Source organism: Pseudomonas sp. GW822-FHT04H02, assembly GCF_058800645.1.
Map to the genome: position 1 here is coordinate 765,176 of NZ_JBXAMM010000001.1, position 25,739 is coordinate 790,914.

Annotated in this window: 20 protein-coding genes and 1 pseudogene; 16 read left to right on the forward strand and 5 right to left on the reverse strand. The window is 60.2% G+C overall.

The window, feature by feature from the left end; all coding sequences use genetic code 11:
* The first annotated feature begins 75 nt into the window (after positions 1-75).
* Together katG and AC1RMG_RS03750 are read left to right on the forward strand one after the other, a co-directional pair.
* Complete coding sequence (katG, locus tag AC1RMG_RS03745; protein ID WP_493168369.1) at positions 76-2,256, forward strand: catalase/peroxidase HPI; 2,181 nt, start codon at positions 76-78, stop codon at positions 2,254-2,256.
* Between the two features lie 210 nt (positions 2,257-2,466).
* Positions 2,467-2,925, forward strand: a complete 459-nt coding sequence (locus AC1RMG_RS03750) for a hypothetical protein (protein WP_401020226.1) — start codon at positions 2,467-2,469, stop codon at positions 2,923-2,925.
* Positions 2,926-3,116: 191 nt separating this feature from the next.
* Here AC1RMG_RS03750 and AC1RMG_RS03755 read toward each other — a convergent pair whose 3' ends face one another.
* Positions 3,117-3,545, reverse strand: coding sequence for a hypothetical protein (locus tag AC1RMG_RS03755; RefSeq protein WP_315869309.1), 429 nt, complete (start codon positions 3,543-3,545; stop codon positions 3,117-3,119).
* A 233-nt stretch (positions 3,546-3,778) separates the two neighbouring features.
* On the opposite strand from AC1RMG_RS03755, the gene AC1RMG_RS03760 reads away from it, so the two are divergent.
* The 3 genes from AC1RMG_RS03760 (at position 3,779) to AC1RMG_RS03770 (ending at position 5,469) form a co-directional block, all read left to right on the forward strand.
* Positions 3,779-4,693 (forward strand): SGNH/GDSL hydrolase family protein, encoded by a 915-nt coding sequence (locus tag AC1RMG_RS03760; RefSeq protein WP_401156524.1) that lies wholly within the window; start codon positions 3,779-3,781, stop codon positions 4,691-4,693.
* A gap of 321 nt (positions 4,694-5,014) precedes the next feature.
* Positions 5,015-5,278 carry a hypothetical protein gene (locus AC1RMG_RS03765; RefSeq protein ID WP_210456776.1) on the forward strand — a complete coding sequence of 88 codons (264 nt, stop codon included), beginning with the start codon at positions 5,015-5,017 and terminating at the stop codon, positions 5,276-5,278.
* Between the two features lie 2 nt (positions 5,279-5,280).
* Positions 5,281-5,469, forward strand: coding sequence for a DUF6360 family protein (locus tag AC1RMG_RS03770; protein ID WP_493168372.1), 189 nt, complete (start codon positions 5,281-5,283; stop codon positions 5,467-5,469).
* A 46-nt stretch (positions 5,470-5,515) separates the two neighbouring features.
* Here AC1RMG_RS03770 and AC1RMG_RS03775 read toward each other — a convergent pair whose 3' ends face one another.
* Positions 5,516-6,184 carry a phytanoyl-CoA dioxygenase family protein gene (locus AC1RMG_RS03775; RefSeq protein ID WP_493168374.1) on the reverse strand — a complete coding sequence of 223 codons (669 nt, stop codon included), beginning with the start codon at positions 6,182-6,184 and terminating at the stop codon, positions 5,516-5,518.
* A gap of 290 nt (positions 6,185-6,474) precedes the next feature.
* On the opposite strand from AC1RMG_RS03775, the gene AC1RMG_RS03780 reads away from it, so the two are divergent.
* A complete protein-coding gene (locus tag AC1RMG_RS03780) occupies positions 6,475-6,768 on the forward strand; it encodes a DUF3077 domain-containing protein (protein WP_493168376.1) in 294 nt (97 codons plus the stop codon).
* Between the two features lie 322 nt (positions 6,769-7,090).
* Positions 7,091-8,467, forward strand: coding sequence for a hypothetical protein (locus AC1RMG_RS03785; RefSeq protein WP_493168377.1), 1,377 nt, complete (start codon positions 7,091-7,093; stop codon positions 8,465-8,467).
* A 261-nt stretch (positions 8,468-8,728) separates the two neighbouring features.
* Here the strand turns inward: AC1RMG_RS03785 and AC1RMG_RS03790 are convergent, their stop codons facing one another.
* The 3 genes and pseudogenes from AC1RMG_RS03790 to AC1RMG_RS03800 form a co-directional block, all read right to left on the reverse strand.
* Positions 8,729-10,990 carry a hypothetical protein gene (locus tag AC1RMG_RS03790; protein WP_493168379.1) on the reverse strand — a complete coding sequence of 754 codons (2,262 nt, stop codon included), beginning with the start codon at positions 10,988-10,990 and terminating at the stop codon, positions 8,729-8,731.
* A gap of 253 nt (positions 10,991-11,243) precedes the next feature.
* Positions 11,244-11,803 (reverse strand): annotated as a pseudogene (locus AC1RMG_RS03795) (cupin domain-containing protein).
* Positions 11,804-11,943: 140 nt separating this feature from the next.
* The gene (locus AC1RMG_RS03800; RefSeq protein ID WP_493168381.1) at positions 11,944-13,896 is read right to left on the reverse strand and encodes an oxidoreductase; all 1,953 of its coding nucleotides are present in this window, start codon (positions 13,894-13,896) and stop codon (positions 11,944-11,946) included.
* A 215-nt stretch (positions 13,897-14,111) separates the two neighbouring features.
* Between AC1RMG_RS03800 and AC1RMG_RS03805 the strand changes: the two genes are divergently transcribed.
* The 9 genes from AC1RMG_RS03805 (at position 14,112) to AC1RMG_RS03845 (ending at position 25,734) form a co-directional block, all read left to right on the forward strand.
* On the forward strand, positions 14,112-15,173 hold the full coding sequence (locus AC1RMG_RS03805) for an ABC transporter substrate-binding protein (protein WP_493168383.1): 1,062 nt from the start codon (positions 14,112-14,114) through the stop codon (positions 15,171-15,173).
* 99 nt (positions 15,174-15,272) lie between these two features.
* Positions 15,273-16,067: a class II aldolase/adducin family protein gene (locus tag AC1RMG_RS03810; protein ID WP_182999863.1), complete on the forward strand. Its 795-nt coding sequence runs from the start codon at positions 15,273-15,275 to the stop codon at positions 16,065-16,067.
* Between the two features lie 281 nt (positions 16,068-16,348).
* Positions 16,349-16,987, forward strand: a complete 639-nt coding sequence (locus AC1RMG_RS03815; RefSeq protein ID WP_053158118.1) for a TetR family transcriptional regulator C-terminal domain-containing protein — start codon at positions 16,349-16,351, stop codon at positions 16,985-16,987.
* Between the two features lie 83 nt (positions 16,988-17,070).
* Complete coding sequence (locus AC1RMG_RS03820; protein ID WP_011061002.1) at positions 17,071-17,787, forward strand: response regulator; 717 nt, start codon at positions 17,071-17,073, stop codon at positions 17,785-17,787.
* 1 nt (position 17,788) lies between these two features.
* The gene (locus tag AC1RMG_RS03825; RefSeq protein ID WP_493168386.1) at positions 17,789-18,598 is read left to right on the forward strand and encodes a substrate-binding periplasmic protein; all 810 of its coding nucleotides are present in this window, start codon (positions 17,789-17,791) and stop codon (positions 18,596-18,598) included.
* The gene (locus tag AC1RMG_RS03830) at positions 18,595-20,850 is read left to right on the forward strand and encodes an ATP-binding protein (RefSeq protein ID WP_493168388.1); all 2,256 of its coding nucleotides are present in this window, start codon (positions 18,595-18,597) and stop codon (positions 20,848-20,850) included. The genes AC1RMG_RS03825 and AC1RMG_RS03830 overlap by 4 nt, the downstream gene beginning before the upstream one ends.
* Positions 20,851-21,058: 208 nt before the next feature.
* Entirely contained in the window at positions 21,059-22,462 is a 1,404-nt protein-coding gene (locus AC1RMG_RS03835) for an amino acid permease (protein ID WP_015635402.1), read from the forward strand.
* Positions 22,463-23,563: 1,101 nt separating this feature from the next.
* Complete coding sequence (locus tag AC1RMG_RS03840) at positions 23,564-24,355, forward strand: enoyl-CoA hydratase/isomerase family protein (protein WP_011061006.1); 792 nt, start codon at positions 23,564-23,566, stop codon at positions 24,353-24,355.
* 218 nt (positions 24,356-24,573) lie between these two features.
* A complete protein-coding gene (locus AC1RMG_RS03845) occupies positions 24,574-25,734 on the forward strand; it encodes an acyl-CoA dehydrogenase family protein (protein WP_125063254.1) in 1,161 nt (386 codons plus the stop codon).
* Positions 25,735-25,739: the final 5 nt, after the last annotated feature.

Genomic DNA, 25,739 nt, shown 5'->3' on the forward strand with positions numbered 1-25,739 from the left:
CTACGCTTTTCATACGCACGTCCAGCCTCGGGCCCATATCGAGCAGCCGGGTAGGGATGACCGAAGGAGAGTCCCATGTCCAACGAATCCAAGTGTCCGTTCAAACACACCGCCGGCGAAGGCACCAGCAACCGTGACTGGTGGCCCGGCCAACTGAACCTGAAGATCCTCCACCAGCACTCGCGCCTGTCAGATCCCATGGCCGAGGGCTTCGACTACGCCGCCGAATTCAACAGCCTGGACCTGGCCGCGGTGAAGCGCGACCTGCAGGCGTTGATGACCGATTCCCAACCCTGGTGGCCGGCGGATTTTGGCCATTACGGTCCGCTGTTCATCCGCATGGCCTGGCACAGCGCCGGCACCTACCGCATCGCCGATGGCCGGGGTGGTGCCGGGGGCGGGCAGCAGCGCTTCGCCCCGCTCAACAGCTGGCCGGACAACGTCAGCCTGGACAAGGCGCGGCGGCTGATCTGGCCGATCAAGCAGAAGTACGGGCGCAAGATTTCCTGGGCCGACCTGATCATCCTCACCGGCAACGTCGCCCTGGAATCCATGGGTTTTAAAACCTTCGGCTTTGCCGGTGGCCGCCAGGACGTCTGGGAGCCGGAAGACAACGTCTACTGGGGCAGCGAAACCACCTGGCTCGACGACCAGCGCTACAGCGGCGACCGCGAGCTGGAGAACCCCCTGGGGGCGGTGCAGATGGGCCTGATCTACGTCAACCCGGAAGGCCCCAACGGCAACCCCGACCCGCTGGCGGCGGCCCGGGACATCCGCGAAACCTTCGCCCGCATGGCCATGGACGACGAAGAAACCGTGGCCCTGATCGCCGGCGGCCACACCTTCGGCAAGACCCATGGCGCCGGCCCCGCAACCCATGTCGGCCCGGAACCGGAAGCCGCCGGTTTGGAAGAGCAGGGCCTGGGCTGGAAAAGCAGCTTTGGCACGGGCGTCGGTGGCGACGCCATCACCAGCGGCCTGGAAGTGATCTGGACCACCACCCCGACCCGCTGGAGCAACGACTTCTTCGACCACCTGTTCGGCTTTGAATGGGAGCTGACCACCAGCCCCGCCGGCGCCCACCAATGGCGGCCCAAAGCCGGCGCCGGGGCCGACAGCGTGCCCGACCCCCACGACCCGAACAAACGCCGCACGCCGTCGATGCTCACCACCGACCTGTCGCTGCGCTTCGACCCGGCCTACGAGGCCATCTCCCGGCGCTTCCATGAGCACCCCGAGCAACTGGCCGAAGCCTTCTCCCGGGCCTGGTTCAAACTCACCCACCGCGACATGGGCCCGCGCGCCCGCTACCTGGGCCCGGAAGTGCCGGCCGAGGAACTGATCTGGCAAGACCCGATTCCCGCCGTGAACCACCCGCTGATTGACGCCCAGGACATCCAGCAGCTCAAGGGACAGATCCTCAATTCCGGCCTGTCCGTGGCGCAACTGGTGTCCACCGCCTGGGCATCGGCCTCGACCTTCCGCGGCTCGGACAAGCGCGGCGGCGCCAACGGCGCACGGATTCGCCTGGCCCCGCAAAAGGACTGGGAGGTTAACCAACCGGCACAACTGGCCCAGGTGCTGCGCGCGCTGGAAGGGGTGCAGAGCGCCTTCAACAGCGCGCAAAGCACTGGCAAGCGCGTATCCCTGGCGGACCTGATCGTCCTCGGCGGTTGCGCGGCGGTGGAACTGGCGGCGAAAAATGCCGGCTACAGCATCAGCGTGCCCTTCGCCCCGGGGCGCATGGACGCCAGCCAGGAACAGACCGACGTCGACTCCTTCGCCGTCCTTGAACCCGTGGCCGATGGCTTCCGCAACTACCTCAAGCCGGTCAGCGGCGTCACCGCCGAAGCCCTGCTGGTGGACAGAGCGCAACTGCTGACCCTGACCGCCCCGCAACTGACCGTGCTCCTGGGCGGCCTGCGAGTGCTGGGGGCCAACGTCGGGCAATCGCCCCACGGCGTGTTCACCTCGCGCCCGGGCACCCTGAGCAACGACTTCTTCGTCAACCTGCTGGACATGGGCACCCAATGGAAACCCCAGTCCGAGGCCCGCGACCTGTACGAGGGCAGCGACCGCGCCAGCGGGCAATACAAATGGAGCGGTACCCGGGTCGACCTGCTGCTGGGCTCCAACTCGCAACTGCGGGCCCTGGCCGAGGTGTATGCAGCGGCGGATGCGGGTGAGCAGTTCGTGCGCGACTTTGTCGCGGCCTGGGACAAGGTGATGAACCTGGATCGGTTCGATTTGCGTTGAGGGCAGGGGATTAACGTCCAGCAACTGGCGGCCCTCGACTTGAGTATTCAGGTCGAGGGCTACGGCTGTCTGTGGCAAGTGCTGGCGAATTCCTCGACCCCTCTTGTTCCCCCCAGCAGCAGAATCAGTGTCAGGCAAAAGGCTCTGCGAACTCGCGCGGTGCTGGGTCCACTATGGCAAAATGCCCTGCATCAATTCAGGGAGTCAGGGATGAAAGCTATTGTCATCGCAGCGCTACTGTTACTTACAGGTTGCGTAGCAAAGGTTGTTGAATACAAGGCATTGCCTATTACACAGGGTCAGGCGGAATCGATCATTGAACAGGTACTGATGGAACAACCGCTGAAAACCAGGCCCGAACAAGTGTTCTTCACGGATGAATACATTGGCTACGGAAGTGGGACTATTTCTGCTACCAGTGGCTTTGCAAGTGCAACGCCTATCGGTGTAGGAGCCATAGCAGCCGGCAGCTCCAAGACTTCCTCCAAAGCGGTGCAAACCCGTATCTACTTCAACTCGATTGGTAGCGTCACGCTCTACTCAAAGCGTGGTCGTTGGGTCGTGCAGACCAGGAACCAGGCAGGTGGAGTGCTGAACAGTTCGCAGGTCGACACGCAGCAGAAGGCTCAGCGGTTCGTTGATGCAATGTTGTTTTTCAAACGGACCTAATGCAGCGCAGGGTCGCTGACTGATAGGCCGCGGCAGGTGATGGCCCCGAGTCGCTTGATCTGCTTCAAGGCCACTTCAGACCGGGTAAAACGATAACGCCTCCCTAGGGAGGCGTTTTTGCCGGCGCGATCGAGGCGTTTCGAGCACGACTGGCGGCAATCAAGGCGGGCCATATAGCGCCCGCCAAGCGCTTACTGGGCCTTGAGGTATTCATTAAGAAACGCCTGGGCATCGCCATAGCTGGACAGGTTGCTGTCATAACCCACCTTCAGCGGCTTGGCCTCACCCGGCAGATGCAACTCGCCATAGCCTTCCTGAAGCAGCAGCACCACGAACTTCTGCCCGTCCACCTGAGTGAAGTAACGGGTGTCGCGATCGGTTTGCTCCACGTTCATTTTCTGAATGCGCATGTTCCAGTCGTGGTCGGCGTCTTCCACCTGCACCAGCGCCTGATTGGCGCTGCGCTCACCGATGCGCAAGGTCCAGACCTTCACCCCGTGCGGCCCGGTGTAGGCCAGGATCTTGTCCGCCACCTGTGGCCGTTCCTCGGCCTGGGCCAGCCCGATTCCCAGTACCCACGCCATGACCCATGCGGCCGCCCAACGGTAATAAAGCTGCATCCTTCTAGCTCCTGAACATGAAAAGGGGCGGTTATTGAAGCCGACCCGTGCGGCGCTGCCAAGCACCCAAGGCAACAGGCGGGATAAAAAAAAGGCGCACCCGCAGGACTCACCCGCCACCGACCTGTCGCGAACAGCACACTCTTTGCGCCCTCGGCTAAATACAGGTCGCAAGCGTGGCGAGGCAAAACGTCGCCACCGGTAGTCTAAGAGCACCACCCGGGAGACTTTCAATGATTCGACGCGCTTGCTTGGCCGCTCTATTGACCATGACTGCCGCAACCGCCTTTGGCGGCCCGGGCTACGATCATCTCTATGCTTTCGGTGACAGCTACTCTGACAATGGCGCGGGTGAAACCTTCACCAAAACCATGGCCGCGCAGAAGGTCAAAGATGCACAGGAGCTGCCCGGTTCGTTGTATTGGCAGGGACGCTGGAGCAATGGTCCCACCGCGGTCGAGCACTTGGCGCAGGCCTTGAAAATCCCCTTGACCGACTACGCCATTGGCGGCGCCAAAAGCGGCAACGGCAACTACTACGCCTGGATGCAGCCCTCTCGCGACACTGGGGTTTTCGGCCAAATCGCCGATCACCTGAAGGCCGCTAAAACACACAAGGCGGATCCGGATGCGCTGTATTTCATTTTCATCTCAGCCAACGACTTTTTTGAATGGGCCGACTTCGCGCACCCGGAAACGATTGACGTGCTTGGCCAGAACAGCGTGGCGAACATACAGAAGAGCACCGAGACGCTGATCGCCGCAGGGGCGAAGCACCTGATGGTGGTGGGGACCACGGATTTGAGCCATGTGCCGGCTGTGGTGCAGGGCAATCAAGTCAAGAACGCAACGCACTACCAGCAGATACTCGAACAAAAACTGCCCGCCGTGCTGACAACACTGGCTAACGCCCATCACGTGAGCATTGGCTACTTCGACCATCTGGCCTTCAGCAACACGCTTCGCGCGGCACCCGAGGTGGCGGGCCTGAAGGATCTGGATACCCCGTGCCAAGCCACCTACCCGGACGTCAAACCCGTGTGTGCGGATCCGGATAGCCATTACTACTGGGATGAATGGCACCCGACCCGCAAAGTCCACAGCCTGGCCGCCGAGGCGATGCTTGAAACGCTGAAAGCGAGCCGTTGAGGTTCTCTATCCGCTCATAGCCGGTCAGCACTGCCCGGCTATGAGCGCCAAGCATTGTCATGGTCGTTGCTCGGACATCCTTGCCCTTGTCGTTGAGAACAGCATGCTGTGTTCACGGGACGCTTAGCGACATGTGACCTTGTGGGCACCCTGGGGGGAGACGCCGGCAACGAGTTCTCCAGTGGTATGGCGGACATGGGCTTGGCTCCATTCTTGAGGTCGTTGTTTGGGCTTGAACGCGATAAAGTGACCCGCCTCAAAGCGCCTGACGCACAAGCTGCGCCCCGATTCAAAGGCTGCATTTTAAGGATGAATACCCCTATGAGCCAACTCACCGCACTGATCGCCCAAGCCCAAGCCGGGCTGTCGGTCCAGCAAAACATTCCCCAGGAACGCTGGGAGGCCATCGCCACCCAGTGCGGCGCGGCGGAAATCGCCGAGATCAAAACCCGCATCGCCTCACTCAAGGCAGACAGGGAAGCCGTCGAAGACTGGGACGGCGACACCCGCGATGACCTGTATTTCGCCATCGCCGACTTCACCCGCCTGCTGGAACTGGCCAGCGCCCACGTTCAAGGTGAATGAGCATGCCGATTGACCGCACAACGGATTATTTCGAGAGCAGCGACGGCGACGTGCGCCTATGGATAGAGCAGGGCAGTGCCATTCATCTCAAGGCCATCAGCCCGCACAACGACCCTGTGGAACTGACGGCAGAACAGGCCGTGGAACTGGCCCAGGCACTGCAACGTTTGGCCGGCCGCCTTGCCGACTGAATGAGCGCCACGCTGCGGCTGACGCCCCCCTGGCGCCCGAGCCCACTCAGGCAAAATCCGCCGGCTCGAAACGCTCGCTGGTGTCCATGCGGATAGCACGCAGGCCCAGCGTCTGCAGATGGGACTCATACAGCCCCAGGGCGCAATAGCTGACCAGCAAGCTGCGGCGGCGCGCACCTCTGGGGTTCAGACTGGCCCCATGCACCAGATCGGCATCGAACAGCAGCACGTCCCCCGCATTGCCCGCCAACTGCACCACCCGGGATTCATCACTGAAGTCAAAGGGCGCCAACTGCTCCCCGGGGCGATGACTGCCGGGCACGATGCGCGTCGCGCCATTGGCCGGCCCATAGTCATCGAGATAGACCAGCGCCGTGACCCGGTCACCGAGGCGCTGATCCGACAGATCACGGTGCAACACCTGATGACCGCCCCCCGCCAACGGCTCGCGGCCCTCCACCTGAGCCAGAAAAAAGCCTTCCCCGATCAACTCCCCGGCCACCGCCAACAGCGCCGGCAAGCGACACACCGCCTGCACCTGTGCATCCAGATCCACCAGCGCATGCCGCCAATCGTGGCCCCGAGGCACCGGCCATTGCTCGGGCCCGATCACCCCCGCCTCGAACGTGGCCCGCAGCTCATCCAGCCAGTCGGCGGGCACCGCCTGACGCAGCAACTGGTAACCGTTTTGATGGAGTTGTTCGCGGTCGATCATGAGGGGGCAGATGTCCTTATCCGGGGTGGGGGAGAGCATAACGGCTCGCTAATCCGAGCGACATAACCGGCTACGGTTTAGCGGTTGCCGGACCCTGAGCAGACCGCCTAGTCTGCTGCGGTCGCTGCAAAATCAGCGACCGGGCCTGAGAACCCGATCAGATGCAGGCACATTGTTGATCAGGGAGTTTCAATCATGTCTGCCGGTAATCTGTGTGAAGTTTGCTGCTGTTCCTTTCACCTTCCCCCGCTCAAAAGCCTCTGCTGTCAGACCCTGGCGGGAGGTGCACGATGAGCCATTCAAACTCCATCAAAACCCAAGGTTTTGTAACCTTTGGCCAATGTGCCGATCCTGAACTAACGTTGTTTCGCGTCAATGCGGATGTGCCTTTGCAGCAGGCGTTGGAGCAGGCTTCGACGTTGTTGTACTACGCCAAGAAGTTAGCGCTGGATGCTGCTATGGAAGAGCAGGGGGAGCGGTATGCCTGGGCGGCGTATTTTTTGGCGGAGATGGGGAAGGCGGTGATTGATGATGTGGGGTTGGGGTTGGGTGGAAGAGCGGCTGAGGGAGGGGCTCTGAGTTAGGGCAACATCGCATGAGGTAGATAGAGACACCGCATATCGCTGCTTGATAAGCGGTGTCTCTATTGCTTGAGAGGCTGCATTCGGCCATTAGCGGACCCTCACGAGCGACTGCTTCCGGCCAGAAGCGGACGTATGAAAGCGGCACCTTCCGGCCATTTACTGTCATTGAGCGCCCATTGATTTGGGTAGGTTCAAAGCACGAAATTTACGCAGTATTATTTTAAAAAACTTCAGGAGCCCTATTTGAATTTGAACTTGCAGATTACGAGGAATAGTTGAAATTTCGTTCAAGCGACTGAATGCTAAAGGTAGGGCTTTCGTAATGACTGCTGAAAAATTGATCGATTCGATGCGTGACGGAAAGCTAGAGTTACATTGCGTTTCCGTTACAATTACACAAAAGTGCCAAGAGGGGCTTTCACTCAAAGGTTATGGTGTACTAAAAACAAATAACGTGGGCACGATTTATCTTGAGTTTATTTGCTTAGAAGCAGAAATTAAATTTGTCTCCATGACGGGGTTTCATGAGTCCTTTCCGGATGATCCTTTTGACAAAAGCCAGAAGCTATATCTAGAGGCAGAGTCGCTTAATGGCGACAAAATATATGCCGAAGAATTTTCGCTTCGCATTAGTGTATTTAATAGAAAGCCGCCGTACAGACTTCATATATTCTTTCATGAGATATATATTGTTGAGGATAATAAATTCCAGATCGACTCGGAAAACTATATGTTCTTTGAGCTTTTAGAGAGTCCGAACATTCCAACCAATAAAATGAATACTGAGTCCAGCAGTTATGGCGAGGAATCACATTTATGGAATGAGTCTGAAATACAAGTTGAAGATACTAGGATTAATATAACAAAAAGAAACGACAGGGTGGAGGTTCGAGCTAGAGGAACTTTCGATTCAGATGAGCTTTATCAGTCGTTGCTTTTCTATTTTGGATTGTCGTCAGGACGACTGCCACAGCCTTATTGCTTAATAAAACACATTGGCAGTGAAATATTTTTTTATTTTAAAACTATACGAAACGGGCTCAGGGGCAAATCGATCCCTGCTCCCGTCACTGATTTAGCTTTCGGCGAAGAATTTCCTGCTTGTCATTATGGAATTTTAGTATCGATATTGAGAACAAAGCGGAAAAGTCCGTTGCGCTTTAACAGCACTTATAGTCAATGGCAACGAGTCTGGCACTCGTTTCAATCTGAAAACAACATATCAATTTTGTCGCTCGGTGTGGCGGTTGAGGGGCTACTGAATGATGTATTCATTCCTGAATTAAAACTCACTAGCATCGATCCTGAGTTAGAGGAAGCCAAGGTCACATTGATTAAAGAGCTAGAAAAGCTAGCAATCACTCGTGATCACAAGAATACGTTGATTTCAAGTGTTGAGCGTTGGGGAAATATACATCCAGCAAAGGCCCTTACCATTCTGGTGGAAAAAGGCTTAGTCTTGCAGATCGAAAAAAAATCGTGGGGCGATCTCCGTAATTCCGCTGCGCATCCTATATTCAAGGAAAACAACGAGGCAAGTGAACTCAAGACACGAAAACGCATTTCTAATACTCTTACATTGTTTTATCGATTGGTACTGAACGTTTTTGATTACGATGGTCCGATGTACGAATTCCGCGCTAATGCCAAGCCTGAATTCATCAAGCGAGAGCATGTTCAGGTGCTAGATCAAAGATAGATATGAACGAGTCATCAATTTGCTTTCGGACGCTAGCCGCAGGGGCTGGTATCAACCGTTGGCTTACCTTCGTGAGGGACCGCTTTCCGAATGTTGTGCACTCTCACTAAAAAATCGAGTCGCAATTCAGAGTAACATAGTGAACACACATTTCATCGCAGCCCAAAAAAGATAGATATATAGATAGCTTTCTCTCTGAGCATGCGTTTTGTGTTGAAAGGAGGATAGCGAGGCTACAACCCTCCAATCAAATATACTCCATCAAGACTCGCTCGTAGAAAGTAAGTTTTTGAGGGTGCTAGTATAAATTTCCTTTTCCTTCTCCTCAAACTGTGAAGTTATAGTGGTTCTGAGCAGTTCGAATATTTCACTCATAAAGCGTTCATCCTGAAACAGCTTTCTGACATTGGCAAACTCAGAATGAAATTCCTTCTGAGTATAGATTAGTACTTCGTTCAATGTATTGTAACTATCTTGCTCTACGTGCTTAGGGTCATGTGCCTCTTCCGTCACGCGTCGCGTAAGTTTTGTAAGCAGGCTAATCACTGCTCCGCTTTCGGCTGTGTCATCTCCAAGGAAGACGCCGAGCGTATCAATGAGGCTGTTTCTAGAGTCTTTGAAAAAATCATCATCAATTAGTGCGAGAACTCCGTCTTTTAGATCAGAACTGTTGATTTTAAGGTCCAGCATAGAAAGTCTTTCAATTGCGCGCTGAGGCATGTAGACCAACCACTCGTCATGGGGTCTTTTTCCTCGATACGTGGTTCGGAAATTCTGCAGGGTGCTATCCCATGTTACTAGTATCGGAGTCTGGCCAATTCCATCTTTGTCACAGTGATTTTTTGTATCGCCAAGAATTTCAAACGCAATGACATCATTCTTAATTGTTTGAAATTTTCGTCTCACGCCGATTTTTTTATAAAATTGGCGTACCATGTCATCATAAAAGCTATCAGATGAGTATGAGTCGAGCTGTTTAATCTCGATTCCGTTAAGTTCAATAAAACTTCTGGAGCAACTGAGGAGTGAGCTAAAATTAGAGTATGTAGCTGAGGGAGTATCCTCGAAGCCAATAAACTCGTCTAAGAATTTTTGGAAATTGTAGTTTGCGTTCGAATTCTTTTTCCTTTGAAGGTAAACGTTGAAGAATACATTTTTCGAATCGCCGAACTGCGCAATCAACTCATCGTTAGCAAATCTGCTAATTTTTTCAGCGTACTCCAAGTGACGAACAGTTTCTTCAAAGTGCTCTAAAGTACTGCGCACGGATTTGCTTCTGAGAGATCTAATGCTGTCGCGCAGATTTTTAATTGTTTTGAATCCATTATCCACGTTATCTAATTCATTAAATCGCAACACTGCCATATATCTGATAAGAACAGGAGCATCCAAATATATAAAAAAACTTTTATTTTCTACGTACCGCTCAAGTTTTTTTTGATTAAGAAGACTAATGCATAGCCTTGACGAGCAGTAACTTGATAGGTATTCATTCTTCGCTGAAATTTCTACCAGTGCATGAGAAGCTTTTTTCGCAGTTGCATCATCAAGATTGGCGCTATCTTTGAGCAAAGATTCAATGTCACTAATCGCATTTCGCAACATTTGAACTTTTGGAGGCTCAAAATTTTCCTCGGAAACCTGAATATCAACCGATGCTGCATATGCAGCCTTTATTAATTCAAAAATTCTCTCTGAAATATTTTCCTTGGTAAACTCACCTGCAACGCTCGCGATCGCTTCTATCACTTCCTTGCGGCGTACCGCATCGTTTGTCTCTACATTTTTTATTCGTAGAGTCTCCTTTTCTGAAAGTTTAACTAAGCCATCGTGAATGGTTATACGATCAGCTTTTTTTAATACTGAGAACCTAGCTTTAGCCTGTCCAGGCTTAATGCCAAGTTCTCCAAGCAAAGAAATTAGATCAGCCTCAAGCAACTGCTTTTCATAAAGATTTGATACGACGTGCGAATCTACAATCACATGCTTAAGGTTTGCGGTATCTTTACTCAAAACAAGGTAGTCATAAAACGCTCTTTGTTTTATATCAATATCTGAAAGAGTAGATGGCGTGTAATTGTGTATTGTCTCAAGTAAGAACTTCAAAATATCTGGATAATCATTTGTGATTTTCTGAGCTATTTTGTTGGCATCATAGAACTCAAGTGAAATTCCATATTTTGTGCGAGCAAGCGTTCTAAATGAATCTTCCTTGCTAGCACTGATCGAGTGCGACCAGAAAAAATGCAAAATTGCTGGATAATTATGATTATCTACTAAATTTGTAGTCTTTTCTAAATCTTCAATTAATTTCGCTTCTAAATTTTTTTCTTGAATTGATATCTGAATTGCTTCACTTACTTGTCTTCCGCGAATTGAATAGGAAAGATCTCTTCCTCCGTCGTAAGGCCCGCCAACAAGGAACGCATCTGCTCCATATATTTTCTGAGCGAAGCGTCGTACAAGCTCTTCAAAGTCCGAAACGACCTTGATGGATGAGATGAATCCGACGTTATTATCCAATTCGCATAGTCCTGTGTTTTGTGCAATGTTAGATTGTATAACCCTGATTCTCGATGATGTTGATTTTAGCCATCTGCGAAACTCAATGAAAATAGCAGCATAGTGGGTTAAAGGTAATCGTCCGACCAATTAAATGCCATTTGTAGCCAAATGCAACCCTTCGTGATTGGATGCTATTGACCGTGGGCTGTCTATTGCGAGCGTCCGCTAATGGCCGGTAGCAGCCTTTCGGTTAACCCCGCTCAACACCCCCTCAAAACGTCGGCGGCGTTATCACCCACAACACCACCGCATCCTCCTCCCCAGGATTTCCATACTTATGCGGTTCCTGGCTGGAAAAGCTAAAGCTATCCCCCTCACTCAGCTGAAAATACCGTTCCCCCACCCACAGCTCAAAACTCCCCGACAGCACATACCCGGCTTCTTCTCCCTCATGGCTGTAACTCTCCTTGCTGTAGGTCCCCGGCGGAAACCGTGAGTGCAAAAACTCCAACTGCCGTGTCGGCTGCGGGGTCAGCAGCTGATCGATAATCCCGTTCTCATAATTCACCTGCAGCCGCTGTTTTTTGCGTACCACATAGCCTTGGTCTTCGGGTGCGGTCTGGGTTTCGCTGGCGAAGAACCATTGGATGGTCACGCCCAGGCTGCGGGCGATGTTGAACAGGGCGGGGATGGAGGGGTAGGCGAGGTTGCGTTCCAGTTGGCTGATGTAGCCGGCGGTGAGTTCGCTCTGCTGGGCCAGTTCGCTCAGGGTCAGGCCGCGGCGTTTGCGCAGGCCGCGGATGCGGGTGCCAAGAAACTGTGGGCCGCCAGGGGCCTGGTTGTCGCTGCCGGGCTCGGGCGGGGTGCTCACGGGCGGCGTCTTGCTGCTTGGGTTCATGGCGGGCTCCAGGCCTGGAAGACGGGCGCATCCGGGCGCCCGTCCTGCAAAAGCTCTGGAGTATAAAGCAGCCTCAAAGCGCCCAGGCGACTTTCAAGCCTTCATGGATGGCTTCTTCGACGGTGCGCGGTGCCAGGCAGTCGCCGATGCGTTGGAAGGGCACCAGGCCTTTGAGTTGTTGGCCGAGGTCGTCCACCGATTGGTGGCCTTGGCACAGGACGAGGCTGTCGACGTTTTCCAGCAGCATGGGTTCGCCGCTGGCGGTGTGTTGCAGGTACACGGTGCTGTCGTCGCAGCCGTAGAGGCGGGCGTAGGGGATGATCGGGATCGCCAGTTTGTGCAGTTCGCCGGCCATCTGGTCGCGCACGTACAGCGGCAGGCTTTCGCCGCAGTGGGTGCCGTTGACCGCCAGTTGCACTTGGTGCCCGGCGCGCACCAGGCGCTCGGCGATGCCGGGGCCGATCCAGTCGCAGCGCCAGTCGGCCACCACCACGCTGCGGCCCAGTTGCACTTCGTCCCGCAGTACTTGCCAGGCGTCCACCACTTGCAGGTCGCCGCCGCGTTCGAAGTTCGGCCAGTAGGGTTGGGCGCCGGTGGCGATGATCACGTGGTCGGGGTTTTCGCGCTCGATCAGGGCGCGGTCGACCCGGGTGTTGCGCACCACTTCCACCCCGGCCAGTTGCATTTCCCGTTGCAGGTTGGTGCTGGCGCCGCCGAATTCGCTGCGCCGGGGCAGCAGTTGCGCCAGTTGGATCTGGCCGCCCAGTTGCGCGCTGGCTTCGTAGAGGGTGACGCGGTGGCCGCGTTGCGCGGCGACGGCGGCGGCTTTCATCCCGGCCGGGCCGCCGCCCACCACCAGGATGCGTTTGCCGCGGGCGCTGGGCTTGGGCTGGCCGTAGAGCAGTTCGCGGCCGGTTTCCGGGTGCTGGATGCAGGAGATCGGCAGGCCCTTGTGGAAGTGGCCGATGCACGCCTGGTTGCAGGCGATGCAGGCGCGCACGTCTTCGGCATGGCCGCTGTCGCTCTTGTTGGGCATCTGCGGGTCGCAGATCAGCGCACGGGTCATGCCGCACACGTCGGCCTGGCCTTTGGCGATGATCGCCTCGGCTTCCTGGGGCTGGTTGATGCGCCCGGTGACGAACAGCGGGATCGACAGTTTGGCCTTGAAGGTGCCGGCTTCCCGGGCGAGATAGGCCGCTTCCACCGCCATGGGCGGGACTATGTGCACGGCGCCGCCGAGGGAGGCGGAGGTGCCGGCGACTATGTGCACGTAGTCCAGTTGCCCTTGCAGCAATTGCACGGCGGCCAGGGATTCGTCTTCGGTGAGGCCTTCGGGGTCGCGCTCATCGGCGGAAATGCGCAGGCCGATGATGAAGTCGGCATCGGTGCTGGCGCGCATGGCGCCGAGGATTTCCCGGATAAAGCGCAGGCGCTGTTCCAGCTCGCCGTTGTAGCCGTCGGTGCGGCGGTTGACCCGCGGGTTGATGAACTGCGCCGGCAGGTAGCCGTGGCTGGCCACCAGTTCTACGCCGTCCAGCCCGGCCTGATGCAGGCGCCGGGCGGCGTCGGCGTAGCCCTGGATGATCTCGTCGATCATGTCCTGGTCCAGGGCCCGTGGCATGACCCGGAAGCGTTCGTTGGGCACCGCCGAAGGCGCATAGGCCACCGCCAGCAGGCCGTCGGCGGACTCCATGATTTCCCGCCCCGGGTGGAAGATCTGCGACAGCACCACCGTGCCGTGGGCGTGGCAGGTTTCGGCCAGGCGCCGGTAGCCGTCGATGCAGGCGTCGTCGGTGGCCATCAGCACGTGGCTGGTGTAGCGCGCACTGTCGTGGACCCCGGCCACCTGCAGCACGATCAGGCCGACGCCGCCTTCGGCCCGGGCGCGGTGGTAGGCAATCAGCTGTTCGTTGACCAGGTTGTCGGTGGGCATCGAGGTGTCGTGGCCGCTGGACATGATGCGGTTCTTCAGGCGTTTGCCACGGATCTGCAAGGGTTCGAACAGGTGCGGGAAGGCGCTGGTCATTGCGGTGACTCCAGGCGGGCCAAGGGCAGGGCGCGCAGCCTTGGCGTTGTTATTGTTGGCCTATCAAAATTTACCGCCAGTAAAAAATCAACTTGTTTTTTTACTAAGGCTTGCAGTAGCTTCGATCTGCGCCCGCTCCCGGGGCCAACCTCACAACAATAAAAAAGGGCTGTGCCGGCGCCTGCCGGTGTGGCACCGCGAAGAGGATTCACAGAATGAAAGCGCTCACCCGCAAGCACGGTTGTTCTTTCCTGGCCCTGAGCCTCGCCCTGGGTCTGACCCTGGGCCAGGGCACTGCCCAGGCAGCCCCCGACATGGTGGTCGTGGCGTACGGCGGAGCCGGACAAAAAGCCCAGGATGTGGCGTTGTTCCAACCCTTCAGCAAGGCCGATGGCAGCAAGCTGATCCAGAGCGAATACAACGGCGAAATGGCCCGGATCAAGGTCATGGTCGACACCGGCAACGTCGACTGGGACGTGGTGCAGATCGAAGGCCCGGACCTGATGCGCGGCTGCGACGAAGGCATGTACGAGCCCCTGGACTGGAAGACTCTGGGCCGTGCCGAGCAGTTGATTCCCGATGCCGCCCAGCCCTGTGGCTCGGCGGTGCTGGTGTGGAGCGTGGCCATTGCCTACGACCGCAACAAGCTGGCCAAGGCCCCGACATCCTGGGCGGATTTCTGGGACGTCAAGCAGTTCCCCGGCAAGCGCGGCCTGCGCAAGCGCGCGGTGTACAACCTGGAATTCGCCCTGATGGCCGACGGGGTCAAGGTCGAGGACGTGTACAAGGTCCTGGCCACGCCCGAGGGGGTGGACCGGGCCTTTGCCAAGCTCAGCGAACTCAAGCCCTACATCCAGTGGTGGGAGGCCGGGGCCCAGCCGGGGCAGTGGCTGGCCGCCGGTGATGTGGTGATGACCTCGACCTACAGCGGCCGCATCGCCGTGGCCGCCCAGGCCGGCGCGCCGCTGGCGGTGGTGTGGCCCGGCAGCCTCTACGGCATGGACTACTGGGCGATCATCAAGGGCTCGAAACACGTGGATCAGGCCAAGCGCTTCATCGCCTTCGCCAACACTCCCGAGGTCCAGGTCAACTACGTCAAGCAGATCCCCTATGGCCCCACCAACACCCTGGCCGCAGCCAAGCTCGACCCGGCGCTGGCGCAGTGGGTGCCGACCTCGGAACAGAACCTCAAGGGTGCACTGGCGATGGACGTCGGGTTCTGGGTTGATCATGGCGAAGAGCTGGAAGAGCGCTTCAACGCCTGGGCCAGCAAGTAAGCGCAACGGGCTGGACGCCTGCGGGCGTCCGGTCCTATTGTTTGCGGGCTCTTTTTACCGGCCCCGTTTGCCCGCCCACCTGCCTGGAGGACTCCAACAATGAACAATATCGCTCCCAGCCCCCACTCCCTGACCGAGCGCAGCGCCACCGAACAGCGCCTGCGCGAAGAGCTGGCGGCCTGCTACCGCCTGATCGCGCACTTTCGCATGACCGACCTGATCTTCACCCATATCTCGGTGCGCCTGCCCGGGCCCGAGCATCATTTTCTGATCAACCCCTACGGCCTGATGTTCGATGAAATCACCGCCTCCAACCTGGTAAAGATCGACCTCAATGGCGAAGCCGTGGAGCCGTCGCCGTACCCGGTGAACCCGGCGGGGTTCGTGATCCACAGCGCCATTCACGGCGCCCGGGAAGACGCCCAGTGCGTGCTGCACACCCACACCAAGGCCGGTTGCGCGGTGGCGGCGCTCAAATGTGGCTTGCTGCCGGTGAACCAGATTTCCATGGAGTTCTATGGCCGCGTGGCCTACCACGACTACGAAGGCGTGGCCCTGGACCTGAGCGAGCAGCAACGGCTGGTGGCCGACCTGGGCGACAAGAGCGTGCTGATGCTGCGCAACCATGGCCTGCTCACCGTGGGCGAAACCGTGAGCCAGGCGTTTTTGCGCATGTACTACCTGGAGAAGGCCTGCGAGATCCAGCTGGCGGCCCAGGCGGCGGGGGAGATCGTGCTACCGCCGGACGCGGTCTGCGCCCACACCGAACGCCAGTTCAACGACCCGGGCCGGCCGCTGCAGGAAGGCGAGCTCAACGACCCGGACGCCATGCAACTGGCCTGGGCAGCGTTGTTGCGCCTGCTGGAGCGCATCGCCCCCGACTATCGCGCCTGACCACACGTGGGTTTGTATCTACCTGTAGCCGCTGCCGAGCCACGGCGAGGCTGCGAAAAGGCCCGCAGGGCCTTGCTTGACGATCTGCCGCCGAACCTGTGTCGCCTTGAAGATCGTTGCGTCCCTACGACGGAATGCCGCCCAGACCGTTCGCAGCCTTCGGCAGCGGCCACAGGAAGCGGTGCGGCTTGGGCGGCCACACAAACGCTGGATAGCCACGGAAGGCCTGTTGTACAGTCGTTCAGTTTCAACTTCCCGCCACTGTCCAAGGAACCCGCCCCATGAGCCAGGAAGCGCGCTTTTCCCGCCTGGAACCCGACCTGCGCAAGGCCGAGCTGATCGAGGCGACGCTGACCTGCCTCAAGCTCCACGGTTTCCAGGGCGCGTCGATCCGCAAGATCTCCGCCGAGGCCGGGGTTTCGGTGGGGCTGATCAGCCATCACTATTCCGGCAAGGACGAGCTGGTGGCCGAGGCCTATCGCGCCATCACCGGGCGGGTCATGACCCTGCTGCGCGAGGCCATGGAGCAGGCCGCGCCCGACCCCCGGCAGCGGCTGTCGGCGTTCTTTCGCGCCTCGTTCTGCGCCGAACTGCTGGACCCGCGGCTGCTGGATGCCTGGCTGGCCTTCTGGGGCGCGGTGAAGACCGCCGACGCGATCAACCTGGCCCACGAACATTCCTATGGTGAATACCGTAACGAGCTGGCCGGCCTGCTGGGCCAGTTGGCCGGCCTTCAGGGCTGGAAAGGCTTCGACGCCGATCTGGCGGCCATCAGCCTCAGCGCCTTGCTCGACGGCCTGTGGCTGGAATCCGGGCTCAACCCGGGGACCTTCAGCCCGCAGCAGGGCGTGCAGATCTGCGAGGCCTGGGTCGAGGGGCTGCTGGCCAGCGGCGGGCGAGGTTTCGCTGTGCCGACATAGGGCTGTTGATCGGTTGTTCAGTAATGGCTAGGCTGCTGCGCTGTAGGTGGTTTCTCTAATAAAAATAATCAGGAACACAGGCGATGACTCCTCGGGTATTGATCGTCGACGACGATCCGCTGATTCGCGAGCTGCTTCAGGCTTATCTCTCTCAGGAAGGCTACGACGTGCATTGCGCCGCCACCGCGGAGCAGGCGGAGAGCTTTCTCGGCCAGCACACGGTGGACCTGCTGATGCTGGACATCCGCCTGCCGGGCAAGGACGGCCTGACCCTGACCCGGGAGCTGCGGGTGCGTTCGGAAGTGGGGATCATCCTGATCACCGGGCGCAACGACGACATCGACCGGATCGTCGGCCTGGAATGCGGCGCCGACGACTACGTGATCAAACCCCTCAATCCGCGCGAGCTGGTGTCCCGGGCCAAGAACCTGATCCGTCGGGTGCGCCAGGCCAGCCCGCCCCAGGCCCCGGCCAACAGCCCGAGCCCGGTCAAGCAGTTCGCCGACTGGGCCCTGGACACCGACCGCCGCCGGCTGATCGACCCGCGGGGCGCTGAAACCCTGCTGACCCACGGCGAATACCAATTGCTCAGCGTGTTCCTGCGCAACAGCGGCCATACCCTGAGCCGCGACCAGTTGATGGACCAGATCCGCAACCGCGAATGGGTGCCCAGCGACCGTTCCATCGACGTGCTGGTGGGCCGCTTGCGGCGCAAGCTGCACGACGATCCGGCCGAGCCGGAGCTGATCATCACCATCCACGGCGCCGGTTACCTGTTCACCGCCAGCGTGGCGGCCTGAATTGCTGCGTCGCGCGCTGGTGCTGTGCCTGGGCCTGTGCCTGATCCCGCTGGCCGGCGCGACCTGGGCCGAGCCCGCGCCGCAGCCCCAGCCCGTGCTGCGTTATTGCGACTACCCGGTGTACCCACCGATTTCCTGGAGCGACGGCAGCCAGGTGCGTGGCCTGGCACCGACGGTGGTGCGCCAGGTGCTGGGGAACCTGGGCTATCAGGTGCAGGTGGTGGTGCTGGGCAACTGGAAGCGCTGCCTGCTGGACGCCGCCGCGGGCCGGGTGGATGTGGTGCTGGCCTACAGCACCGGCCAGCGCCAGCAGGACCTGTTGTTTTCCCGGGTGCCGGTGCTGCGCGAAGAAGTCGCGCTGTTCGTCAACCGCCGCCATCTGCCGCGTTTTGCGCACTTGCAGGACTTGCGGGCCTACCGCGGCGGCCTGCTGTTCGGCGAGAGCTACGGCCAGGATTTCGACCGCGAAGTGGTGCAGCACGGCAATATCGAATGGGTCTCCAGCAGCCAGCAGAACTTCGGCAAGCTGATCCGCCAGCGCATCGATTTCATCCCCCATGAACGCCGCACCGGGCAGCTGTTTATCGAGCAGTTGCCGGGGGCCCAGGACATCATCGCCTTGCCCCAGGCGGTGAGCGTCGACTACCTGCGCCTGGCGGTGTCGCGCCATTCGCCCCTGGCGCCGCGCATGGCCGAGATCGACACCCAGTTGCAGCGCCAGGTGGACAGCGGGGCGATCCAGCGCTGGCTGGCGCAAAGCCAGGACGGCTACCGCGCCATGCTCAAGGCCCAGGTGGAGGGCCGGCCATGATTGCGCTGCGGCCCAGCGGCCTGTTGCGCCGCCTGTTGCTGTTTATCCTGCTGTTCAGCCTGTGCTTCACCGTGCTCGCCAGCAGCGTGCAGCTGTACTTCGAATACCGCCGGGAAATGCGCGACATCGACAGCCGCATGGAGCTGATCCGCGCCGGTTACCTGGGCAGCCTGGAACGCAACCTGTGGGACCTCAACCAGGAGCAGCTGACCGTGCAGTTGCAGGGGCTGGTGGACTTTTCCGATGTGGCCCGGGTGCACCTGATCAGCAACGATTTCGATTTGCAGCAGGGCAGCGCCGAGCTGATCGGGCCGTTGCGGGTCGAGCGTTTCCCCCTGAGCTACCAGCCGCCGTCCGGGCCGCTGCGCCAGCTCGGCGAGTTGCAGGTCAGCACCGATCTGGGGGCGGTGTACCGGCGCCTGTACGCCACCGGGCTGGCCAGCCTGTTGTGGATGAGCGTGTTTCTCTGCGGCTTGGCGGTGGCCTTGTCCGGGCTGTTCTACCGGTTGGTGACCCGGCACCTGCAAGTGATGGCCGATTTTGCCCGGCGCGTGGCGGCCGGCGAGCTGCACGAGCCCCTGCACCTGGACAAGCGCCAGCGCCTCGGCGGCGACGAGATCGACACCGTGGCCCGGGCCCTGGACGACATGCGCCGGGCGGTGCTCGACGATGTGCAGCGCCGCGAAGCCGACCGATTGGCCTTGCAGGACAAGCGCGACGAACTGCAGAAAATGGTCCAGCGCCGCACCGCCAGCCTGATGCACGCCAAGGACGAGGCCGAAGCCGCGAACCTCGCCAAGTCGCGCTTTCTGGCGACCATGAGCCATGAACTGCGCACCCCCTTGAACGGCATCCTCGGCATGGCCGAACTGCTGCGTTCGGCGCCCCTGGGCAGCCAGGATCGCCAGCGCTTGCAGGCCTTGCATCAAGCCGGGGAGGGCCTACTGAGCATCCTCAACGAAGTGCTGTCCTTTGCCCGGTTGGAGGAGGGCGAAAGCCGCCCGGAAGTGCGGGACTTCTCCCTGCGTCAGTTGCTGGAAGAAGTCACCACCTTGTTGCAGCCCCGGGCCGAGGCCAACCGCACCCGCCTGGAATTGCACATCGACGAACAACTGGCACCACGCCAGCAGGGCGCCGAGCAGTACCTGCGCCAAGTGCTGAGCAACCTGCTGGCCAACGCCATTCGTTTTACCGAAGACGGCTGGGTGCGGGTCGAGGTGCAGGTGCTGCACAGCGCCGCCGAGGGCCAGCGCCTGCGCTGCTGCGTGCGCGACAACGGCATCGGCATTGCCGCGTCGATGCGCGAAAAGATCTTCGAGCGTTTCGTCCAGGCCAGTGATGAAGTCAGCCGCCGCTATGGCGGCACTGGCCTGGGATTGGCCATCTGCAAGCACCTACTGCAGCAACTGGACGGACGCATCGGCGTCGACAGCGAGCTGGGGCAGGGCAGTTGTTTCTGGTTCGAGCTGGTGCTGGGGGTGGGTCAAGAGCCTTTGCCGTCGCCACAGCTTCAGGTGCCGGCGCAGGGTTTGAAGATCCTGGTGGTCGAAGACGTGGCCCTCAACCGCGAAGTGGCCAGCGGCCTGCTTGAGCGTGACGGCCATCAGGTGTGGCTGGCGCAAGACGGTGAAACGGCCCTGGCCCTGTGCCGGCAGCAAGCCTTCGACCTGTTGCTGCTGGATGTGCACCTGCCTGGCATCAGCGGGGTCGAGTTGTGCCGGGACATCCGCCGCCGTCCCGGGCCCAATCGGCAGGTGCGGATCTTCGCCCTGACCGCCAGCGTCCAGCCGTCTGTGGTGCGCAGTTATCTGCAGGCCGGGATGCAAGGCATTCTCGGCAAGCCGTTGCAGTTGGCCAGCCTGCGTCAGGCGCTGGCCGGGCAACTGCAGCCACCGCCGTTGCAGGCCCCGCAAGGCTTGCTCGACCAGGGCTTGCTGGACACTCATCGCAGTCTGTTGGGCGAGCAGAAGTTGCAGGACCTGCTCCAGATCCTGGCCGATGCCCTGGATCAGCAACAACCACTGTTGGCCGACGCCCTGGCCGCCGAAGACTGCACCGAGGTCCTGCACCTGGCCCATCGGCTGGCGGGCAGTGCCGACTCCCTGGGGTTTTGCGCGCTGGCCCGGGTGCTGCGGGAGTTGGAGGAGGCAGCGCAGCAGGCGGATCGCCCGGCTCTGGCGCCCCTGGCGGCGAGGCTGCAGCGGCCCTGGCAAGAGTCTCGGGCCTTGCTGCAGCGCTTGCTGGCGGCCTGACGTACAAAATCCTTACGACTTTTTACATCTTCGATCTTTTGCTTCAACCCGAACTTACATGGCTTTCCAATAATCGCTTGAGCCGCGCCCGCCGCGGCCTTCGAAGCTTATTGGAGATAATAATAATGAACTGCCTGCAAGCTGCTTGTGCCCCACGTCCCGTCCCATCGCCCCGCGCCCTGCGCCTCACCGACTGCTGAGGTGCACCATGACGACCAGTACTGAACGCAAAGGCATCCAACTGACGCGCTCGCTGAAGAGCCGGCACATTTTCATGCTGTCCCTGGGCGGCGTGATCGGCACCGGGCTGTTCATGGGCTCCGGGGTCACCATCAACCAGGGCGGGCCCTGGGGGGCGATCCTCTCCTACCTGGTGGCCGGCTTCCTGATGTACCTGGTAATGGTCTGCCTGGGCGAGCTGTCGGTGCAGATGCCGGTGTCCGGCTCGTTCCAGGCCCACGCCACCAAGTACATCGGCCCGGCCACCGGCTTCATGATCGGCTGGGTCTACTGGATGAGCTGGGCCACCACCGTGGGCCTGGAGTTCACCGCCGCCGGCATGCTGATGCAGCGCTGGTTTCCCGGGGTGCCGATCTGGTACTGGTCGGCGCTGTTCGTGGCCTTGCTGTTCGGCATCAACGCCCTGGCCACCCGGGCCTTTGGCGAGGCCGAATACTGGTTCGCCGGGGTCAAGGTGCTGGCGATCCTGAGCTTTATCGTGGTGGGCGCGCTGGTGATCTTCGGCGTCATCGACCTGCCCAGCGGCGCCCCGGCGCCGATGTTCGACAACCTCAAGGGCGACTCCCTGTTCCCCAACGGCCTGCCGGCGGTGTTCGCGGTGATGATGACCGTGGTCTACGCCTTCCAGGGCTGCGAGATCATGGGCGTGGCCGCCGGTGAAACCGACCAGCCGGAAAAAAGCATTCCGCGCGCCGTACGCAACGTGGTGTTTCGCGTGCTGATCTTCTACGTGCTGGCGGTGATGGTGCTGGCGGCGATCATTCCCTGGCAGCAGGCCGGGCTGGTGGAAAGCCCCTTCGTCCAGGTGTTCGACATGGTGGGCATTCCCTACGCCGCCGACCTGATGAACTTCGTGATCCTCACGGCGATCCTCTCGGTGGGCAACTCCGGTTTGTATGCCTCCACGCGCATCCTCTGGGCCATGTCCAAATCCGGCATGGCGCCCAAGGCCCTGTCGCCACTGAGCAAACAAGGCGTCCCCCTGCGCGCCCTGTTCATCACCCTGTGCTTTGCCCTGATCTCGCTGATGACCAGCTTTATCGCTGCCGACACCCTGTTCATGGTGCTGATGGCGGTGAGTGGCATGGCCGGCACTGTGACCTGGATCGTCATCGCCCTGGCCCAGTACCGCTTCCGTCGCCAGTTCCTGCGCGAAGGCGGGCAACTGGAGCAGCTCAAGTACCGCGCGCCCTGGTTCCCCCTGGTGCCGCTGCTGTGCATCGTCCTGTGCAGTTCGCTGTTCGTGTTCCTGGCCCTGGATGAAACCCAGCGTCCGTCGCTGTACTGGGGCTCGGGCTTTATCGCTCTGTGCTACGGCGCCTACTACCTGATGCAGCGCAAACGCCAACTGCAACCTGCAGCCGCCGTGTAGGAGCCGGCTTGCCGGCGAAGGGGCCCGGGAGACATGCAGCGCCTGGGCGGACGCCTTCGCTGACTTTGCTGCCTTTGCGGCTAGAGGGGGTACATATCCATTTCTGCGGGTGCGGCCACTTATGGTTTCGCCCTTACGGCGAGTCCCTTTTTACAAACGCCTAAAAAGGAACCAAAAACGCTTGCCCCTCCATGGGCCCCTCGCTGGGGCTCGGGGTTCCCTCACTCCGGCATTGCTCCGGGGGCCGCCGCCAACCGGCCATCCATGGCCGGGTGGCGGCTAGCTCGGCATCCCTGCCGAGCTGCCCCCTACGCAACGCCTACGCTCGGCCGGCTGGGAAGGGGCTTGAAGATCAAGAGCAAGATCAAAAGCCAAGCGCGTTTTACGCGCTTTTCGTAGGAGCCGGCTTGCCGGCGAAGAGGTCCGTAAGTCATGCAGCGTCTGGGCGGACGCCTTCGCTGGCAAGCCAGCTCCTACACGGGGGGCGATACACACCGCTTCAGCTTCAGGCCGGCCGGTAGGCCGCCGTCGCGCTCTTGATTTTGATCTTGATCTGAGCGCCCCGTTAACCACGATGGCCGAACGCAGGCATTGATCCGTGGCTAACCCGGCAGGGATGCCGGGTTAGCCGCCACCCGGCCAGGGATGACCGGTGGCGGCGGCCCACGGATCAATGCCGGAGTGAGGGCATGCCGAGCCTAGGCGAGGCACCGAGTGGAGGGGCAATAGCCTTTGGTTACTTTGGGCTCTTTCCAAAGTGACTCGCTGTAAGAGCGAAACCATAAGCCGCCACACCCGCAGCAACGGATATGTACACACACTCAGAATCTACGACCACTGCCCACCCGAGCGGGCACAAGCGCCCACACCACAAAAACCTCCCCCAATCCCCCTTTTGTCGAGGCTTGTTCGAAGTTGTAACAACCCCCACACACCACACCCCCAGAACCCAGATGTTTACCTAATAAAAACAAAGGGATATCTCCAAAAATCGACCAAAAAGCCCCCCAAACCCCACCAATTGCCGCCTTGTTGAACACTCGTTTAGTATGGCGCTCACGTCACCTCCCTCACGCCAACCACAATAATTCGAGGACGCACATGACCCCTTCATCGTCGCTGCTCAGCCGGGTCGAAGCCGGCGTAGCCTGGATCACCCTCAATCGCCCGGAGCAACGCAATGCTCTGGACATCCCCACCCTCAAGCAACTGCATGCCTTGCTGGAGCACTGCAACAGTGACCCGGCGGTACGGGTGCTGGTGCTGACCGGCAGCGGCCGCAGTTTCTGCGCCGGGGCCGATCTGGCGGAATGGGCCGAAGCCGAGGCCCGGGGCGCCCTGGAAAGCTACGGCTGGACCGAAACCGCCCACGCCTTGATGACCTGCCTGCACAGCCTGGACAAACCCACCATCGCCGCCATCAACGGCACGGCGGTGGGCGGTGGCATGGACCTGGCGCTGTGCTGCGACCTGCGGGTGGCCGGGCAGTCGGCGCGCTTCAAGGCCGGCTACACCAGCATGGCCTACTCGCCGGACGCCGGGGCCAGCTGGCACCTGCCGCGCTTGATCGGCAGCGAACAGGCCAAGCGCCTGCTGTTCCTCGATGAGCTGTGGAGCGCCGAACGCGCCCTGGCCGCCGGTTTGGTCGGCGAGGTGTGCGCCGACGAGCAACTGATCGGCAGCGTCAGCGAGCTGGCGGCGCGCCTGGCCACGGGCCCGACCTTCGCCTTTGCCCAGACCAAGAAGCTGATCCGCCAGGGCGCCGACCGCAGCCTGGCGCAGCAACTGGCCGCCGAACTGGCCGCCGGCCTGCTCTGCGGGCGCAGCGCCGACGGCGCCGAAGCCCTGCGTGCCGTCAGCGAAAAACGCCCGCCACGTTTCCAAGGGTTGTAGGGGCGGTCGGGCGGCGTTCCGCTTGCCGGCGAAAGGGCCCCTGGGCCATGCGCCCATTTTGTAGGAGCCGGCTTGCCGGCGAAGGCGCCCGCAAGAACAGCGCCTTATTCAAGGGCCTGTTCGCCAGCAAGCTGGCTCCTACGGGAAGGTGTTTTTCGCCAGATCGTCCTGCCAGATCACTGGTTTTTTTGCACCGTCAATCACTCACAGGTAGCGCCATGAATTTCCAACTCAGCCAAGAACAAGAAATGTTGGTGGACGCGGTTCGCAGTTTTGTCAGCAAGGAGTTGCTGCCCCACGAGGACGCGGTGGACCGCGCCGATGAGGTCAGCGCCGACCTCGCCGGGGAAATCCGCAGCAAAGCCATTGCCGCTGGCTTCTATGCCTTCAACATGCCGGAAGAAGTGGGCGGCGGCGGCCTGGACTACCTGTCCCAGGCGCTGATCGAGCGCGAGCTGGCCAAGTGTTCCTGGGCCCTGCATGTGTTCGTTGCCCGGCCGTCGAAAATCCTCATGGCCTGCACCGGCTCGCAGATCGGCGACTACCTGCTGCCCTGTGTGCAGGGGCGCAAGGTCGACTGCTTCGCCCTGACCGAACCCGGGGCCGGCTCCGACGCCAATGCGATCAAGACCCGCGCCGTGCGCGACGGCGGTGACTTCGTGCTCAACGGCAGCAAGCACTTCATCAGCCACGCCGGGCATGCGGATTTCGCCATTGTCTTTGCGGTCACCGGCACCTATGAGCACAACGGCCGTCAGCGCAACGCGGTGACTTCGTTCCTGGTGGACCGCGACACCCCGGGCCTGACCATCCGCCGTGGCCCCAAGTGCGTGAGCAACCGCGGCTACCACACCTTCGAGATGTTCTTCGACGACTGCCGGGTACCGGCCAGCAAGGTGCTGGGGGAGGTGGGCAAGGGTTGGGAAGTGGCCAACGCCTGGCTCACCGCCGGGCGAGTGATGGTCGCCGCCAACTGCGTGGGGCAGGCCCAGCGCGCCCTGGATGCCTCCCTGCAATGGGCGGCGGATCGCAAGCAGTTCGGCCAGGCCATCGGCAGCTACCAGGGGGTGTCGTTCAAGCTGGCGGACATGGCCACGCAGATCCGCGCCGCCGAGCTGTTGACCCTGCACACCGCCTGGAAGATGGACCAGGGCAGCATGACCGATGGCGAGGCCGGCATGGCCAAGCTGTTCGCCAGTGAAGTGCTGGGCCGGGTGGCCGACGAGGCGGTGCAGATCTACGGCGGCATGGGCCTGATGGACGAAGGCCCGGTGGAGCGCATCTGGCGCAACGCGCGGATCGAGCGGATCTGGGAAGGCACCTCGGAGATCCAGCGCCACATCATTTCCCGTGAACTGCTGCGGCCGCTGATGCGCTGAGCGCC